General features: G+C 45.6%; 16 protein-coding genes. 8 read left to right on the top strand and 8 right to left on the bottom strand.

Going from position 1 to position 16,280, the window contains the following annotated elements; all coding sequences use genetic code 11:
* Nucleotides 1-24: 24 nt before the first annotated feature.
* Nucleotides 25-735: a porin family protein gene (locus tag FHS57_RS13485; protein ID WP_183974440.1), complete on the top strand. Its 711-nt coding sequence runs from the start codon at nt 25-27 to the stop codon at nt 733-735.
* 78 nt (nt 736-813) lie between these two features.
* Here FHS57_RS13485 and FHS57_RS13480 read toward each other — a convergent pair whose 3' ends face one another.
* Nucleotides 814-2,457 (bottom strand): amino acid permease, encoded by a 1,644-nt coding sequence (locus tag FHS57_RS13480; protein ID WP_183974438.1) that lies wholly within the window; start codon nt 2,455-2,457, stop codon nt 814-816.
* A gap of 247 nt (nt 2,458-2,704) precedes the next feature.
* Here FHS57_RS13480 and FHS57_RS13475 point away from each other — a divergent pair, with 247 nt between their 5' ends.
* Together FHS57_RS13475 and FHS57_RS13470 are read left to right on the top strand one after the other, a co-directional pair.
* Nucleotides 2,705-3,106, top strand: coding sequence for a group III truncated hemoglobin (locus FHS57_RS13475; RefSeq protein WP_183974436.1), 402 nt, complete (start codon nt 2,705-2,707; stop codon nt 3,104-3,106).
* Nucleotides 3,107-3,326: 220 nt separating this feature from the next.
* The gene (locus tag FHS57_RS13470; protein ID WP_028525962.1) at nt 3,327-3,638 is read left to right on the top strand and encodes an isoamylase early set domain-containing protein; all 312 of its coding nucleotides are present in this window, start codon (nt 3,327-3,329) and stop codon (nt 3,636-3,638) included.
* 57 nt (nt 3,639-3,695) lie between these two features.
* On the opposite strand, the gene FHS57_RS13465 is transcribed toward FHS57_RS13470, so the two are convergent.
* The gene (locus FHS57_RS13465) at nt 3,696-4,118 is read right to left on the bottom strand and encodes a hotdog fold thioesterase (RefSeq protein WP_221225626.1); all 423 of its coding nucleotides are present in this window, start codon (nt 4,116-4,118) and stop codon (nt 3,696-3,698) included.
* 80 nt (nt 4,119-4,198) lie between these two features.
* Here FHS57_RS13465 and FHS57_RS13460 point away from each other — a divergent pair, with 80 nt between their 5' ends.
* Genes FHS57_RS13460 through FHS57_RS13450 form a run of 3 tightly spaced genes read left to right on the top strand, consistent with a single transcriptional unit; the run spans nt 4,199 to nt 6,731 of the window.
* Complete coding sequence (locus FHS57_RS13460) at nt 4,199-4,843, top strand: histidine phosphatase family protein (RefSeq protein WP_183974434.1); 645 nt, start codon at nt 4,199-4,201, stop codon at nt 4,841-4,843.
* 7 nt (nt 4,844-4,850) lie between these two features.
* Entirely contained in the window at nt 4,851-5,750 is a 900-nt protein-coding gene (pyrF, locus tag FHS57_RS13455) for an orotidine-5'-phosphate decarboxylase (protein WP_183974432.1), read from the top strand.
* 3 nt (nt 5,751-5,753) lie between these two features.
* Entirely contained in the window at nt 5,754-6,731 is a 978-nt protein-coding gene (locus tag FHS57_RS13450) for a bile acid:sodium symporter family protein (protein WP_183974430.1), read from the top strand.
* Between the two features lie 156 nt (nt 6,732-6,887).
* Here the strand turns inward: FHS57_RS13450 and FHS57_RS13445 are convergent, their stop codons facing one another.
* From FHS57_RS13445 to cysS, 5 genes are all read right to left on the bottom strand, one after another.
* Nucleotides 6,888-9,161: a GH92 family glycosyl hydrolase gene (locus FHS57_RS13445; protein WP_183974428.1), complete on the bottom strand. Its 2,274-nt coding sequence runs from the start codon at nt 9,159-9,161 to the stop codon at nt 6,888-6,890.
* A gap of 37 nt (nt 9,162-9,198) precedes the next feature.
* Nucleotides 9,199-11,583 (bottom strand): T9SS type B sorting domain-containing protein, encoded by a 2,385-nt coding sequence (locus tag FHS57_RS13440; protein WP_183974426.1) that lies wholly within the window; start codon nt 11,581-11,583, stop codon nt 9,199-9,201.
* 121 nt (nt 11,584-11,704) lie between these two features.
* Entirely contained in the window at nt 11,705-12,478 is a 774-nt protein-coding gene (locus FHS57_RS13435) for a Fic family protein (RefSeq protein WP_183974424.1), read from the bottom strand.
* Between the two features lie 58 nt (nt 12,479-12,536).
* The gene (locus FHS57_RS13430) at nt 12,537-13,100 is read right to left on the bottom strand and encodes a DUF192 domain-containing protein (protein WP_183974423.1); all 564 of its coding nucleotides are present in this window, start codon (nt 13,098-13,100) and stop codon (nt 12,537-12,539) included.
* Nucleotides 13,101-13,120: 20 nt separating this feature from the next.
* Nucleotides 13,121-14,656: a cysteine--tRNA ligase gene (gene cysS / locus FHS57_RS13425; protein ID WP_183974422.1), complete on the bottom strand. Its 1,536-nt coding sequence runs from the start codon at nt 14,654-14,656 to the stop codon at nt 13,121-13,123.
* Between the two features lie 207 nt (nt 14,657-14,863).
* Between cysS and udk the strand changes: the two genes are divergently transcribed.
* A complete protein-coding gene (gene udk, locus FHS57_RS13420) occupies nt 14,864-15,481 on the top strand; it encodes a uridine kinase (RefSeq protein ID WP_122933400.1) in 618 nt (205 codons plus the stop codon).
* 8 nt (nt 15,482-15,489) lie between these two features.
* Here udk and FHS57_RS13415 read toward each other — a convergent pair whose 3' ends face one another.
* A complete protein-coding gene (locus tag FHS57_RS13415) occupies nt 15,490-15,711 on the bottom strand; it encodes a PspC domain-containing protein (protein WP_028525989.1) in 222 nt (73 codons plus the stop codon).
* A 301-nt stretch (nt 15,712-16,012) separates the two neighbouring features.
* Between FHS57_RS13415 and FHS57_RS13410 the strand changes: the two genes are divergently transcribed.
* Entirely contained in the window at nt 16,013-16,216 is a 204-nt protein-coding gene (locus tag FHS57_RS13410) for a cold-shock protein (protein ID WP_122933399.1), read from the top strand.
* The last annotated feature ends 64 nt before the right edge of the window (nt 16,217-16,280 follow it).

The following is a 16,280-nucleotide window of genomic DNA, read 5'->3' as shown; positions in this document are numbered from 1 at the left end:
GTTGACAAAACCATCTTCAGTGCCATGAAAAATTTCGCTTTTATTCGTTCAAATGTTGCTTTTATAGTAGGATTGATGTTCCTCGCCGTGACTACCCAAGCGCAAGTGTCTATTGGGGCGCGTGGCGGAGCATCATTGGCCAAAACCACAGGAAACGGTGGTTTCGTTGAAAACTTTACAGGGAATCTTAATTACATCGTGAGCGGAAACGGCGGGGTATTTTTGCAAGTGCCCATCTCAGGCGGTTTGTCGTTCCGTCCCGAAATTGCCTATACCCAAAGCGGCGCAGGTATTTCTTCCAACGATTTATTGGATTTGGTAGGCGTGAACCTTCCTTTGGGTGGGTCGCTCAAACAGCGCCTTACGTACATTCAAGCGCCGTTGTTGTTGCAGTACGAGTTTGGAGATGCAGGTAATCGGGTAAAGCCCTATGTGGTAGCGGGGCCTACGTTTAGCTATCTTGCCGACGGTAAAATCGTAAGCCGCGCCGATTTGATTCTTTTCCGTACGCAGCCCAACCGCACAAGCATCGGCTTGGGAGGTTTCAACCGCTTTGAAGTAGGCGGGGCAGGAGGCGTAGGACTGAGCTTCGACTTGGGAGGTGCCAAACTTTTTGTAGAAGGTCGTTACCAACGTGGTTTTACGCGGGTATATGATACTCCGATAGTACAAGTGCCCGTTCACAATCAAAGCTTTACAGCCTTGGCAGGATTTTCAATTCCGTTGGGAAGATAGTCATTGGTTTTAAGAAGCTATATAACAAAAAGACCGCTCATCAAGAGCGGTCTTTTTGTTATATAGTAAAGCAAAAGTTTATTTCTTAAACGCGTTTGCTATGTATAAAAGCCCATGTATGAGCGCAAAACCCAAAGAGAAATAGAACAAGCCAGTATCTTCGCCGTTTGTTTGTCCGTGGTGAACAAACGCAATGATACCCAAAGCGGCTGCCAAAACCAATCCAGAAATACTGACAACTTTTAAATCATCGGTTAATTTATTTTTACCAGGAGATAGTTTACTGTTGCTAATGCCGTACCACAAATAGACATCGAATCCGATAATCATCCACACAATCAAACGAATCCATGTATCTAAAGGTAGAAACGCCATCATAAAGAAGCAAGTAGCTACTCCCAAAATAGGGATAAGCGGTACAAGTGGTGTTTTAAAAGCCCGAGGTGCATCTGGCATTTGCTTACGCATAACGATGATACCGATACATACCAAAATGAATGCAAAGAGTGTTCCGATACTTGTCATTTCTCCAACTACACGGGCAGGGATGAAAGCCGCAAATAAGCTCACAAAAAGCATGAACATCAAGTTGCTTTTTACAGGAGTTTGGAATTTAGGGTGAACTGCTGAGAACACTCTAGGCAACAAACCGTCTTTGCTCATGCTAAAGAAAACGCGGGTTTGCCCCATAAGCATCACCAAAATAACAGAGGCATAACCTGCCAAAATAGCGACGATAATGGCACGGTTTAACCAAGGATAATCAGGAACAAGCACCCCAGCGGCGTTGGGAGTACCCATGCTTTCAATCGCGACAGCAACGGGAGCAATTCCGTCTTGTCCTTTGAATGAAGTATAGCTAGTTACGCCCGTCATAACGTGGGCAAACAAAATATACAAAATCGTACAAATGGCCAAAGACGCAAGAATACCAATTGGCATGTCTCTTTTTGGGTTTTTGGCTTCTTGGGCAGCTGTACTTACGGCATCAAAACCAATGTAAGCAAAAAATACGATGGCCGCTGCTCGGATGATACCACTAAAACCGTATTCGCCGAAAGTTCCTGTATTGTCAGGAATGTAAGGTGTGTAGTTCGATTCGTTGATGTACTTCCATCCTAAAATGATAAAGACAATAACAACCGCTACTTTTAAGGCTACAATAATACCATTGACAAGGGCACTTTCTTGCGTACCTTTCATGAGCAAAAGACTCATCAGTACAACGATAAAAACCGCAGGTAGGTTAATCATTCCACCATCCCAAGGGCCTACCGTAAGGGCAACGGGTAAGTGGACATCAAAGCCTTCCAGAAACTTTATTAGATAACGACTCCAGCTAATACTAACCGTAGCAGCACCGACGGCATATTCTAACACCAAGTCCCAGCCGATGATCCAAGCAACAAATTCACCTAGCGTGGCATAGGAGTAAGTGTAAGCACTACCAGCTACGGGAATCATGGAAGCAAATTCGGCGTAGCACAAGCCTGCAAAAGCACAGCCAAGTGCGGCTACAATAAATGAAATGGTGATGGCTGGACCTGCTTGGTTGGCGGCAGCGCCCCCAGTAATTGAAAATAATCCAGCTCCAATGATGGCACCTATACCTAAGGCTACCAAGCTACCAGCTCCCAAGGTTCGTTTTAGCTGATTGCCCTCACCCGAGGACTCTGAGAGGAGTTGGTCTAAGGGTTTTTTAATCCAAAGTTGCTTCGCCATTCTGTCTGTAGTTAGAAGTTTTTTAATACTAAGATTAGGTTTGTTATTGAAATGTGGTTGAAAAATACGCCCTTATTGGTTTGTTACCAAATAAAGAGGTTGAAAACTTATTTTTATACCAAATAATCATCTACTCAAAAGGATTGATAATGAAATAGTTACTATCAATAATACAAGCAATATCTGACTTCAGTCATTCTCTACTACATATAGTGCACCTATCTTGATGCAATTTTGTTTAAAACGTATGCGAAAACAACTTGAAAACCGAGCTGATGTAGAACTGTTAGTGAATAGTTTCTACCAAAAAATACGAGAAGATGCCGAGCTTGGCCCTATCTTCGATGAGGTTGCACAGGTGTCGTGGGAATTGCATTTGCCCAAAATGTATGATTTTTGGGAAGGTATTCTCTTCGGAACACTCAATTACAACGGCCGACCTATGCCGCCACACTTCCGCCTGACGACCAAATACACCCTCACGCCTGAGCACTTTGACCGATGGCTGGCGATTTTTTTTCAAAATGTCGATGAGCTTTTTGAAGGAGAAAAAGCCGACGATGTCAAGTACCGAGCGTACAGTATTGCCACCATTATGAACACCCGCGTACAGCAGGTCAATGAGCAAGTTCGCGTCGAAAACCCGTGAAGCAACTTACCCCCAAGTCGTAAGGTTGAGTGTGAATAGTGTCCGATATACTAAATAGTTTATTCGTTTTTGGTAAATTATTTTTGGTGTTTTTTGTAATGATGAACTATTTTATTGTATTATATTAACAATATGTTAATGTAACTAACTGTATATCATTGACTTGATTTGGATTTATTTTATATCTTTGCCCCTGCGAACTAAATAACCAAATAACGCTATGGCAATTGCAAAACAAGTATTGAAAAGCAAACCTGTTTGTAAAGTAACGTTCTCTCTTTCAGCTGACGAAGTCGCTGGTGCAAAAGATGTTGCTCTATTGGGAGAGTTTAATGGTTGGGCTACCGAGGCCGCTACAAAATTGAAGAAACAAAAAGATGGTTCATATAAGGCTATTGTAGAGTTGGAAACTGGAAAAGAATATGCTTTCCGTTATTTGCTCGATGGCACTACATGGACCAACGATGAAACTGCCGACAAGTTCGTTCCAACGGGCGTATCTTACGACGAGAACTCAGTAGTGGTTCTTTAATCGGTACTACAATTTTGAACAAACCCCTCCAAGCGTCCGTTTGGAGGGGTTTGTTGTTTATGGAGTTGAAAGAATGGCCATTGTTAGGCGACTAATGCAGACGAGCTTGCCGTCTTCGGTTGTGATGCGGATTTCCCACACGTGGGTGGTACGGCCGATGTGAATCGGGGTGGCTTTGCCATACACCCAGCCGCTTTTGACGCCGCGTATGTGGTTGGCGTTGATGTCGAGCCCAACGGCATACTGATGGGCTGATTCGGGTAAGATAAGGTACGAGGCGATGCTGCCAACGGTTTCGGCCAATACCACCGACGCCCCGCCGTGAAGAATCCCAAAGGGTTGGTGCGTGCGGTGGTCAACGGGCATTCGAGCAATGACGTAATCGTCGCCTACTTCTACGTATTCGATGCCCAAATGCCCTGCAATTGTATTATTATCTAACTGTTTGATGCGTTCGAGCGCATTAAGTTTGTTGAACATAGCTAAAAGGGGTATTTTTGTCGTGTCGTCAAAACTAGGCGATTTCATTCGATTTTAAACGGATTTTACGTAGATTTTACATGTCTTCTAAAGTTATTTACCTCATCCGCCACGGTGAAACCGACTACAACCGACGAGGAGTTGTGCAGGGAAGCGGAATAGATGCTGAACTCAACGAACTCGGCCACGCCCAAGCCCACGCGTTTTACCAAACTTATCAAGACGTCACGTTTGATAAAATTTATACCTCTAACCTCATCCGCACCAAGCAAAGCGTCAAAGGTTTTTTGGAAAAAGGACTGCCCCACGAAGCCTACGAAGGACTCAACGAGATTAGTTGGGGAGTGAGAGAAGGGCGTACGCCCAACAGCATGGACAACGATTACTACCGTTGGCTGATTGAGAGTTGGCAAAAAGGTGAAGTAGAGCTGCAAGCCGAAGGGGGCGAAAGTCCCGTGGACGTGCAAAGTCGCCAATTGCCAGTTATCGACTTGATTCTCTCTCGCCCCGAAGAAAAAACGGTACTTGTTGCTATGCACGGTCGCGCCATGCGGGTGTTGTTGGCGACCATTTTTAAGCGCCCTTTGCACGAAATGGACGAATATTTGCATACCAACTTGGGCTTGTATCTCCTGCATTACGATTACGCTACGGGCTCGTTTTCGATTCAAAAACACAACGATATAGCTCATTTAGAGCAAGTTCCTCCGCATTTATTAGCCTAACCAAGCAATGACCAGAAACCAACTGATTGAACAGATAAAGCGAAAAAAGTCTTTTTTGTGTGTAGGACTCGACCCCGACCTCAAAAAGCTACCAAAGCATTTGTTGAAAGAACCAGATGCGATTTTTGAGTTTAACAAACGCCTTATCGACGCAACCGCACCGTATGCCGTGGCGTATAAACCCAACATTGCGTTTTACGAAGCCCTTGGCCCGCGCGGATGGAACAGTTTGCAGCGTACGTTGGCCTATATTCCCAAAGACTGCTTCACGATTGCCGATGCCAAACGCGGCGATATCGGAAACACGTCTTCGCTGTACGCCCAAGCTTTTTTTGATAAAAACTCATCGGGAATGTCCTTTGACAGCATCACGGTTGCGCCTTACATGGGCCGTGACTCAGTCATGCCTTTCTTGGAGTTTAAAGACAAATGGGTGATTTTGCTGGCCTTAACCTCCAACGAAGGAAGCGCCGATTTTCAAACCCACTTGCTCAACCCCCAATTGTCGCGCAACGATGACGATGAGTTGGGGTTGGCCAATAGTCAAATTGTCGTAGAAAATCAGAACGAGTACGTGTTTGAGCGTGTACTGCGCGTGTCGCAAGAGTGGGGAGGAGCCGATCGCCTTATGTACGTAGTAGGTGCTACCAAAGCCCCGATGCTCAAGCAAGTGCGAAAAATTGCGCCTGACCACTTTTTGTTGATTCCTGGCGTAGGTGCGCAAGGGGGAAGCATGGAAGAAGTGTGCAAGTATGGCATGAACAAAGACTGCGGATTGCTCGTTAACGCCGCACGAAGCATTATTTACGCCTCATCGGGGACGGATTTTGAGCAAAAAGCCGCCGAAGAAGCCCAGCGAATGCAGCAAGAAATGGAAGCACAACTGAAGGCGTTTGGGATTATTTAACCTATGATACAGTTACTCGCCAAAGTAGGCATCAACGGTTTTTTCTTTTGCCTGCTGGCAATGATTGGACTGGCCTACGTTTTTCCTAGTTTGGGGCTTGAACAAAGCCCCTTGCATTTACCACAAATCGCCGAATACGGAGTATCGGTGATTTTCTTTTTTTACGGCCTAAAACTAAGCCCCGAAAAACTAAAAAAAGGACTGAGTAACTGGAAACTGCACTTGCTGATACAGCTGACGACGTTCGTTTTTTTTCCGTTGGTCATTATCGGATTAGGCAAGGTGTTGCCGATTGATACCACGTCGCTGCTTTGGACGGGGGTATTTTACTTGGCGGCATTGCCATCGACTGTTTCGTCGTCGGTGGTGATGGTGGCGATTGCGGGCGGTAACCTTCCAGCAGCGATTTTCAACGCCAGTATTTCGAGCATCATTGGTATTTTTATTACACCTCTCTGGATGAGCAGGGTCCTGGAGCAACAAGACGCTAATTTCGACGTAACGCACGTGATTTTGCGGTTGTGTTTGGAAGTATTATTGCCCGTGGTTGTGGGTTATTTGCTCCACAAAAAACTAGGAAAATGGACCGAACGCTACAACAATGCCCTTCGTCTTTTTGATCAAAGCATCATTTTGCTGATTGTCTATACATCGTTTTGTGAATCGTTTGCGGGCAATATGTTTAGCAATCAGTCCGCGTCGGAGCTTTTTCAGTTGGGAGTGGGGATGCTGACGTTTTTCTTATTCATGTTTGGTGTGATGAACCTCATCAGTTATGCCCTCAACTTCAACCGACCCGACCGAATCACGGTCTTGTTTTGCGGTTCTAAGAAGTCGCTTGTACAAGGTGCTGTGATGGGAAAAGTTCTTTTTCCAACGCCCGAGTTGTTGGGAGTGGCTTTGCTACCTTTGATGATATACCACGCTTTGCAACTCATGGTGGGGAGTATGATAGCGCAGCGGATGGGGGAAGGGAAATAACTGTAGTGCCTAAATGACAGATGATTATGGCAGCCACTACAGGTTGAACTCATTAAAAGAAAAAGCCAGTCATTGAAATTAGCTTCGGAGAAGCATAACCTTTGTAGATCTACAAAGGTTATGCTTCTCCGAAGCTAATAATAAAATTTTTCTACCCTACTTCCTAGAAAACGAATACGGAAAACTGCTCACTTCTGTGCCACGGCTTTGATTAGGTGTGGGCGACATCGTAAAGTTCAAACTTCCGCCTTGTTGTAAGGCATGGTGCTCCACGAAGTTCTGCGTATGGGGTTTGCCATTAAAGACCAACTGCTTCACATAAACGTTTTTGTCGCTGTTTTCGGGGGCGTTAATGGTGAGTTTTTTGCCGTTTTCAAACGTCATCGTCGCGCGTTTGAACAATGGGCTTCCCACTACGTACTGCGTGGTGCCTGGGCATACAGGATAAAAACCTAAGGCACTGAATACGTACCAAGCCGAAGTTTGGCCGTTGTCTTCGTCGCCACAGTAGCCGTCGGGGGTAGGTTGGTAAAGTTTATCCATGATTTGGCGAATCCAATACTGCGATTTCCACGGTTGTCCTGCGTAGTTGTACAAATACGGCATGTGCTGAATCGGTTGGTTGCCGTGGGCGTACTGACCCATGTTCATGATTTGCATTTCGCGGATTTCGTGAATCACAAACCCATAGTACGACTCGTCAAAAACGGGTGGTAAGATAAATACACTGTCTAGTTTTTGGGCAAAAGCTTCGCGCCCTCCCATCAACGAGGCCAAGCCATCCACATCGTGGAAAACCGACCACGTATAATGCCAGCTATTGCCTTCGGTAAAAGCATCGCCCCATTTGAACGGATTGAACGGTTTTTGGAAATCACCTGCTTTGTTTTTGCCGCGCATCAATTTGGTTTCGGGGTCAAACAAATTGCGGAAGTTCTGGTTGCGTTTGGTAAAAAGGGCGATTTCGCTTTCGGGGCGCTTGAGCGATTTAGCCAATTGTAAAATACAAAAATCGGCGTAGGCGTATTCGAGCGTACGGGCGGCATTTTCGTTGATTTTGACGTCGTAAGGCACGTATCCAAGTTCGTTGTAATACTCGTGTCCAAAGCGTCCGACGGAACTTACCGCACCTGCGTGGTCGGTGTTTTTAAGAACGGCTTCGTAGAGGGTATTGATGTCGTATCCGCGAATCCCTTTGATGTACGAATCGGCAATCAACGAGGCCGAGTTAGAACCAATCATACAGTCGCGGTGGCCTGGGCTGGCCCATTCGGGTAAGAAGCCACTTTCTTTGTAGGCATTGACCAAACCTTCCATGATTTGGGCGTTGAGCGTCGGGTACATCAGCGTGAAAAACGGAATGGCCGAACGGAAAGTATCCCAAAAGCCATTGTCGGTAAACATATAGCCAGGCAAAACTTGGCCGTTGTAAGGGCTGTAGTGGACAACCTGATTTTGGGCGTTTAGCTCATAAAATTTTCGCGGGAAAAGCAAGGCGCGGTAAAGGCACGAGTAAAAGGTGCGGATTTGCGCGTCGGTGCCGCCTTCTACGGCCAAGCGGCCGAGTTCTTGATTCCAGATTTTCTGGCCTTTTTGCAGGGTGGCGTCGAAGGTATCGTTGCCCAATTCGCGGGTGAGGTTGAGCGCGGCTTGTTCGGCACTAATAAACGACGACGAAACTTTGATCGTCACTACTTCGCCTTTTTTGGTTTTAAACCCAATGACTCCACCTGCGTGGTCGGCTTTCATTTCGAGGGTGTTTTTTGACAACGTTTTGTCGGACCATGTGGCTGAGTAGGTAAACGGTTTGTCGAAACGCAATTCGAAGTAATTCTTAAAATTGGGAGGAACACCGCCGCTGTTTTGGGTGCTGTACCCAATGATTTTTTGTTGTTCAGGAATAATCTTGATGTACGAACCCTTGGCAAAGGCATCAATAACAACAAAAGCGCTGTCGGTTTTGGGGAACGTCAACCGAAACTGCGACGCGCGTTCCGTGGGCGTGATTTCTACCTGCGTGTCGTGGTCGGCCAGATAGACGCTGTAATAATGAGGTTTTACTACTTCCGCTTTGTGCGAAAACCAGCTTTGGCGGGCTTCTTCGGTAAATTTGAGTTTTCCCGTCACGGGCATGATAGAAAACATTCCGTAGTCGTTGATCCACGGGCTGGGTTGGTGGGTTTGCTTAAAACCCCGAATTTTATTGGCGGTGTACATGTACATCCAGCCGTCGCCGTTTTTGCCCGTTTGGGGGCACCAAAAATTCATTCCCCACGGCAATGCAACAGCAGGATAGGTATTTCCAGTAGAAAGCTCGTGGCGGGAGTCGGTACCCATAAGTGGGTTAACCCATTGAGTGTAGTCGATTTGGGCGTACGAAAATGTAGCCCCCAATAGGAGAAGGAGGGTGGTACGGAAAAATGTTTGCATGAATAACGAGTAAATTTGATGCGATTTTACGATAAAATTACCGAATCACGCTCAAACTTCCCGTGAATTTGTGTTCTACTTCCCGAAGATAAATCTGGTAATAGTACATTCCGACGGGCACCAATTCGCCATTCCAGCGGCCATCCCATGGGCTGGTGTAACCTTTGCTGCTAAAAACCACATTTCCCCAACGATTAAGTACTTCGATGGTACAGTTGGGATAATCGGCAATTCCCCCAATTTCCCATGTATCGTTGCTGCCGTCATCGTTGGGCGTAAAGCCGTTTGGAATGTTCAAATCAATGACGAGAACGGTGATTTTTTTCTCCGAAACACAGCCTTCGGGGGTACTTACGGTGAGGGTGTAGGTGGTGGTTCGGTCGGGGCTGGCGTAGGGACGTGCCACAGCGGGATTGCTCAAACCGATGCTCGGAAACCACGAAACGGTCGAATTGAGCGGGGGAAGCATTCGTAGTTCGATGCTGTCGCCTTTCACCATAATCCATCGGTCAGTACCATCGACGCGGGGCGGGGGCGATAACCTGGCCAACCGAGTGGCTTTACCCGAACACCCTTCGGGATTGGTATAAGTGTAGGTGATGGGGTACGAACCTGCCGCTAAGTTTTGGGATACAAAGCGATTTCCTGTTACTCCATTGCCGCTAAACACGCCCCCTGCGGGCGTTCCTCTGAGGGTGATTGCTTGTAGAGCAGTGGTACAAAGCGGAGCAATAGAGTCTAACGCAACTTTGGGGGAAGGTTTGACGACAATCTCTAACACCAGCGAACGCGTGGCACAGCGCGTAGCCGTATCGACCACGGCCACGCTGTATTTTCCTGATTTTTGCGGGTATAATTCGTTGGTAATGACCGAAAAAATAGGAACCCTGTCTTGGTACCAAACGTACTCGTAGGTTTTGACGTTGGGCGTGGCGAGCTTGACCGAATCGTTGGCACAAAAAATGGGAGGCCCCGAAATAGAAATGGGAGCAGGTGGCCCCGCTATCAATTTGACAATAACGCTGTCTTTGGCTTGGCATTGGGAAACGCCGTCGGTGGCGGTTACTTGGTACGTACCTGCTTGCTTGACATAATACAAGGTGGAGGCATTACTTCCGACGGCTTGCCCGTTGTATTTCCAAGCCACGGTAGAGCCTGCCGCCGTTTCGATGCTCAAATTAGTGCTATCGCTATCACAAAAGGGCAGCGGGCGGCTTGAGGTAATCTTGACCGAAGGCGTACTTTTGAGGCTTACGGTGGTGGTGTTGATAACAACCTCTTCGGCGCTGCAACTTTGGGCAAAACGTTTGAGAAGTGTATAAACGCCTGCTTGTTTCACAGCCAAAGATGCCGATGTATTCCCTTCTATTGTTTTTCCGTCGCGCTGCCATTCGTAAGCCCATTGTGGATCTTCGTCGTCTGGTTTTAGCACTGCGCTGTCGATTCCACACATGGTTAATGCCGATACGTGGCCGTTGGACTGAATCGAAGGAACAACGCCCGAAGTTGCTGATTTTACGTTGACAAAAACAGCCGAAGGAGGCGTGGAAATGCAGTCAACGACTTGGAAAACAAACTCTCGTCGCACTTCGCCGATTTTTGTTCCGTTGCGGTATTCTTCACAACGAACGGCAAAGGCAAACGAACCTAGTTGCGAAGCGTTAACGGTAATTTTGCCCGTTTTAGGGTCAATTTTTAAGGGTGTTTTGCCCGAAATCGCTTTTGTACTGTCAAAACCAGTGGCCCAGGTAGCGCGTTTGTACGGGCCTGACTGCGCTTTGGTAGGGAAAGTCCCGCCGCCATCGGTAGAACCAATAAATGGCGTGACGATGCTGTACGTAAGTTCGTCTTTGTCGGTATCGGTATCGGTGGCACTAAAATCGGCTTCTACGTCTTTTCCTGCGCAGATGTATTTTATTTCGGGTGCTTTAAAAACGGGGGAGCTGTTGACGGTGGCAAGCGGAGGTAGTTCGGCGTAAAATACAAGTCCAACGCGGCTGGGCGTTTGGATATTGAGCAGACTACCGTTGCGGCAGCATTCTTCCCATGCCAGATAAAAACCTCCTGCGGCATTGTAAGCCGCTGCCGAAAAACGAGCGTTGACTGTGTAGCGAATCAAGGTGTTTTTAGCATCTGACGGACTGCCAACGCAACGAACATTGGTGTAGGGGAGTTCTTGTTTTTCAACGCGAGAGAGCGTTAAATCTTCGATTCGACTGTTGTCGCTTTTACGAAAAACCGACACAAAGGCGTTGTCTTCGGTGCTGCGGAGGTTTGCATCGTAAATGAGTGTGAGTGTGATGGTGAAATCGTTAGAAGAAGTGCTACGGCGGGCCACGGAAATGTCGCCACCAATGATGTGATTGGCCCAACTGCTTACACTACACACCACCAAAACCACCGCTGTTAACCAACTTCTCATCACTGTAGGAATTTATTTTGCCCAAAATTCGTCGAAGACGCAATCTCGCGCCTGCTTAAAACATTAGCTTCACGTCCTCTTTATAGTTCTGCAAGGTACCGTTGAGGCTGGATTTTGATAATTATAAACTACTGGGTAGCATTAATAGGAAAGGAAGTGCTTTTGTGTAATCTAATTGCTCATAAAATATACCCAGTTGATTCAAATTGTGGTAATAGCTGTTTACATTTCTGTAATAATTTAATTCACTTTGCATAAACCACGCTTTTTTGCCTAATTTTTGCGCAATAAACCATTTTTCGAGTAATCTTCCAGCCCTGCCGTTTCCATCTTCAAATGGATGAATATTTACAAAAGCAAGATGAATAAAAGACGCAAAATAAAATACTTCTGGTGTTGATAGTTTTGCTTTCTTGAGTTTTTCAATATCGTTCCAAAGTTTATCAACTAACGTTTCGACTTCATTCCACAAGGCCGCCTCGTATTGAATGCGAAAGGTTTTGTGTTCCATAACCACCATATTATGCTTACGGCATACACCTCTTTGGCGGGCTTCTAAAAGATGAGCTGCAAGGAGTTTGTGGGCTTCTAAAAAGTTTTTTTGAGTGAGTCGTTTTTTTTGAGCAAATAAATAAGCGTTGTATAAGTCGTTGGGTTTCTCTACTAAATCTTGTAAATACGCTATATTCAGCATTTTATGTTTAATATAACTATCAATTTCCATTGGCTCGCCCTCAATTTTGCTTGAAGCTATCGCAGAGACAGAAGTATGAAAGCTAAACGTATCGGTTGAAATGTCGGCATCTTTCAGGGCATCAAAACGTTGTGCTAAATCTTTGGGAACTAGCGTTAGGTAATCCTCCAATAATTCTATTTTGATTACTTCCAGATTCATCGCCTTGTGCGGTGGTTATCAATACCGACAATTGGGTCTTTTAAAGTGATTTTTAGTATTAGAAAGCAATCGTATCACCGACCTTCACACCGTATTTGTCGCAGTAGCCGCCGATTACTTCCACTACGTATTGTGCTTCACCGTAGGAAGGCAAACTTTCTTCCGAATAAGGCTTTGCATTTTTCTGAATAGAAACGATTTTTTTGCCAGAGTCAACGTAAATAATATCCAGCGAAATCATCGTGTTTTTCATCCAAAACGATTGAGGAGTAGCATATTCAAACACAAAAAGCATTCCTACCGAATCTGAAAGATACGGACGAAACATCAGCCCTTTGGCGCGTTCTGCATCGTTTTCAGCAATTTCAACGTCGATTTTGCGGAGCAGTTGACCTCCACGCAAAAAAGCAACTTCGCCCTCCTTTGTAATGCCGCTGCTCGTAGCGGCGGGAGCCGTGGCAGGGGCTGAGCTTTCGGGGATCGCCGATGGCGCAGGGGCGTCGGCGACTGGTGCAGCCTCGTGATGGTCTGCTACTAGCAGAGGTCTTGCGATGTACAAAACCCCTGCCAGTACAAAAATGGCTAACAAAATATAACTGAAGTAAGTGCTTCTCTTTTGCATGAATGTGTTTGGATTATGACCTACTCTTCGTACGCCCAGTCGATGCGGTGTTTCATGTCGCGGATGACCAAGCTTTGCGTTTTGAAATACGAACGAATTTGGTCCACTTTCTCGTATTGTTGGGCGGCTTTGTATTCGCGGTATAGGTCGAGCATCCCGTTCAAGACCGCATCGTTTTCGCTGCGTTCTTCTACCAAACCCAGAATTTCTTCCGTAAAAGTGATAAAGTTGTTTTTGAGCGCTGCAAATCCGTCTTCTCCCAAAGCTGCAGGAACAAGCTGATTCAAATAAAGCATATTGATGTATTTCAACATGTTAAATAGCTGCGCGATAGCCACGGCTGTATTCAAATCGTCGTTCATCGCATCGTAAAATCCTTGAACCGATTTCTGGATGTCAGCGACTTTTTTCTCGTCCACCTGAACGCAAGGCGTCGATACTTTCAAGCCTACTTCATCGCTGCTAGTGGTTACTTCGGCAGGGATATACGCCATTTCTTTGATGGCTTTCAAGCCGTTCATCAGACGTTTGTAGGCTTTGTGTGAACCTTTTAAGGCGTCGTTGGAGAAGTCAAGTGTACTTCTGTATTGCGACTGTAGCATGAAGAAACGGCTCGTCATTGGGCTGTACGCTTGGTCGAGCAGCGGGTGGTCGCCCGCAAACAGCTCACGTGGTAAAAACGAGTTTCCGAGCGACTTTGACATCTTCTGCCCGTTGACGGTGAGCATGTTGGAGTGCATCCAATAGCGCACGGGGTCGGTGCCGTTGATGCCCGTTCCTTGGGCAATTTCGCATTCGTGGTGTGGGAATTTAAGGTCCATACCACCACCGTGAATGTCAAATTGTTTTCCTAAGTATTTGGTACTCATGCAAGTACATTCGAGGTGCCAGCCTGGGAATCCTTTGCCCCAAGGTGATTCCCACTGCATGATGTGCTCGGGAGCGGCTTTTTTCCAAATGGCAAAGTCGAGCGGGTTGCGCTTTTCGCTGGTTCCTTCGAGCTCGCGGGTTTCGGTCAATAGCTCGTCCAATACCCTGCCCGACAGCTTTCCGTAGCTGTGGCCTTGGCCGTTGTATTTATTGATGTCAAAATAGACCGAACCGTTTGATTCGTACGCCAACCCTTTTGAGATTAAGTCTTTGACGGCCTCAATCTGCTCAATCAAGTGGCCTGTAGCGGTAGGCTCGATGCTCGGTGGACGGAAATTGAGTTGGTCCAACACTTGGTGAAAATCGTTGGTATAGCGCTGAACGATTTCCATGGGCTCCAACTGCTCCAATTTTGCCATGCGACCGATTTTGTCTTCGCCCTCGTCGCCATCGCCCACAAGGTGACCCACATCGGTAATGTTGCGAACATAGCGTACTTTATAACCGATGTGCGAAAGGTAACGAAACAGCGTGTCGAACGTCAAAAAAGTACGTACGTTCCCAAGGTGTACGTAGTTATAAACCGTCGGCCCACACACGTACATTCCTACGTACGGAGCGTTGATGGGTTCAAAAAGTTCTTTCTGTCGAGTGAGGGAGTTATAAATTTTGAGTGGTTGGTTCATGAGATATATAAGTTACTACTATTCAGGTTTTAGACTAAAATTCAAAACAGGTTAGCAGCAACATCGGAAGTAGGCGATAGTAAATTTTGTGATGGGCATAGTTAAAAATAGAATAAATGAATGCAAAACTAACAATTTGTTGTGGCATCGTGTACAAAATCCGTGCTGGAAGTTCAGTATTTGCGGATGGAACTGTAACTTTACCGGATGAAAAAACCTTTTATCGTTGGTATCACGGGCGGGAGTGCATCGGGAAAAACGTATTTTTTGAATAGTTTGATGGGCGCATTTTCAGATGATGAAATTTGTCTCATTTCACAAGACCACTATTACCGTCCTCGGCACGAAGTCCCAGTGGATGAAAATGGGGTTCATAATTTTGATTTGCCTATTGCCATCAACCATCGTTCGTATGCCGAACATATCATTCAACTTCGAGAAGGTAAACCAGTTGAAAAACTAGAATATACCTTTAATAATCCCAATATTATTCCACAAATGCTAACTTTTCGGCCTACCCCCATTATCGTGGTCGAAGGTATATTTGTGTTTTATTTCAAAGAAATTTCTGAGTTGCTCGACCTGAAAATATACATTGACGCCAAAGAGCACATTAAACTCAAGCGACGTATCATTCGTGATCAAGTGGAGCGTGGATACGATTTGACCGACGTGCTTTACCGCTGGGAAAACCACGTTTTTCCTACTTACGAACAATTCATCAAACCTTCCAAAGCAGATGCAGACTTGATTATTCCTAATAATCGTCATTTTCACCGTGGCTTGGAAGTCGTAAAATCGTTCTTAAAAACAAAAATATCCTAATTAGTAGCTTACCATTCCCAAATGGTAGGATTTTTGTGACGGCGCAAATGTTTGCCAATTTCCATCCAAAAAGCCATGGCTAAGTAAATGATGATGGGAGAGCCAAACGTCAGGAACGAGGCGTAAATGAAGTAGAGGCGAATGCTGCTGACCGAAATGTTGAGAACTTCGCCCAACCTCGAACAAACGCCAAAGATTTGGTTTTCAATAAAATATCGGAAACGGTACATAGCGTTTTAGAAGAGTTTAGAAGCGAAATTACAGAACGAAAATGTGAATGTCAAGCCTTTTAATAACAAGTTAGATAACTTGACATGTAACATTTATTTTATAATTTTGTTTCAAGGTTGCATCAAAACTTCATTGTGAATGCAATGCAAAGGTAGTCAAGGCATTTTTCTGATAGTGAGCTTGTTACTTTTTATCTCACTGATTAGCGCTTGTCGGGCCTTTGTAATGTTCTTATAAATGAGGTGATTGGCAATCAATCCCTTAAATTATTTTCTCATTTTTCTTAATTTTAGTAGTACAATGCAAACAGGAACAGTAAAGTTTTTTAATGAAGCAAAAGGGTATGGTTTCATTATACTTGACGAACCGGGCGACAAACAACAAGAAATTTTTGTACACGTGACTGCTTTAGGTGGCCTTGTCATTCGTGAGAAAGACCGCGTTGAGTTTGAGGCTGTGGAAGGCAAAAAAGGCGTGAATGCAGCGAAGGTAAGGAAAATATAATCTTTACGTTGGCAAAACGGGATGGGGAACGCCTTAAAGCGTTCCCTATTTTTTTGTCCAGATG

It is taken from the genome of Runella defluvii (genome assembly GCF_014195535.1).
Lineage (GTDB): Bacteria > Bacteroidota > Bacteroidia > Cytophagales > Spirosomataceae > Runella > Runella defluvii.
This window is presented reverse-complemented; position numbering and strand designations above follow the sequence as displayed.

Coding starts and splice junctions, on each gene's coding strand:
- FHS57_RS13435 (WP_183974424.1), bottom strand. CDS start 12,478: ATGAATCTGGAAGTAATCAAAATAGAATTATTGGAGGATTACCTAACG.
- pyrF (WP_183974432.1), top strand. CDS start 4,851: ATGACCAGAAACCAACTGATTGAACAGATAAAGCGAAAAAAGTCTTTT.
- FHS57_RS13475 (WP_183974436.1), top strand. CDS start 2,705: ATGCGAAAACAACTTGAAAACCGAGCTGATGTAGAACTGTTAGTGAAT.
- FHS57_RS13415 (WP_028525989.1), bottom strand. CDS start 15,711: ATGTACCGTTTCCGATATTTTATTGAAAACCAAATCTTTGGCGTTTGT.
- FHS57_RS13440 (WP_183974426.1), bottom strand. CDS start 11,583: ATGAGAAGTTGGTTAACAGCGGTGGTTTTGGTGGTGTGTAGTGTAAGC.
- FHS57_RS13465 (WP_221225626.1), bottom strand. CDS start 4,118: ATGTTCAACAAACTTAATGCGCTCGAACGCATCAAACAGTTAGATAAT.
- FHS57_RS13430 (WP_183974423.1), bottom strand. CDS start 13,100: ATGCAAAAGAGAAGCACTTACTTCAGTTATATTTTGTTAGCCATTTTT.
- FHS57_RS13460 (WP_183974434.1), top strand. CDS start 4,199: ATGTCTTCTAAAGTTATTTACCTCATCCGCCACGGTGAAACCGACTAC.
- FHS57_RS13485 (WP_183974440.1), top strand. CDS start 25: ATGAAAAATTTCGCTTTTATTCGTTCAAATGTTGCTTTTATAGTAGGA.
- FHS57_RS13480 (WP_183974438.1), bottom strand. CDS start 2,457: ATGGCGAAGCAACTTTGGATTAAAAAACCCTTAGACCAACTCCTCTCA.
- FHS57_RS13445 (WP_183974428.1), bottom strand. CDS start 9,161: ATGCAAACATTTTTCCGTACCACCCTCCTTCTCCTATTGGGGGCTACA.
- udk (WP_122933400.1), top strand. CDS start 14,864: ATGAAAAAACCTTTTATCGTTGGTATCACGGGCGGGAGTGCATCGGGA.
- FHS57_RS13410 (WP_122933399.1), top strand. CDS start 16,013: ATGCAAACAGGAACAGTAAAGTTTTTTAATGAAGCAAAAGGGTATGGT.
- cysS (WP_183974422.1), bottom strand. CDS start 14,656: ATGAACCAACCACTCAAAATTTATAACTCCCTCACTCGACAGAAAGAA.
- FHS57_RS13450 (WP_183974430.1), top strand. CDS start 5,754: ATGATACAGTTACTCGCCAAAGTAGGCATCAACGGTTTTTTCTTTTGC.
- FHS57_RS13470 (WP_028525962.1), top strand. CDS start 3,327: ATGGCAATTGCAAAACAAGTATTGAAAAGCAAACCTGTTTGTAAAGTA.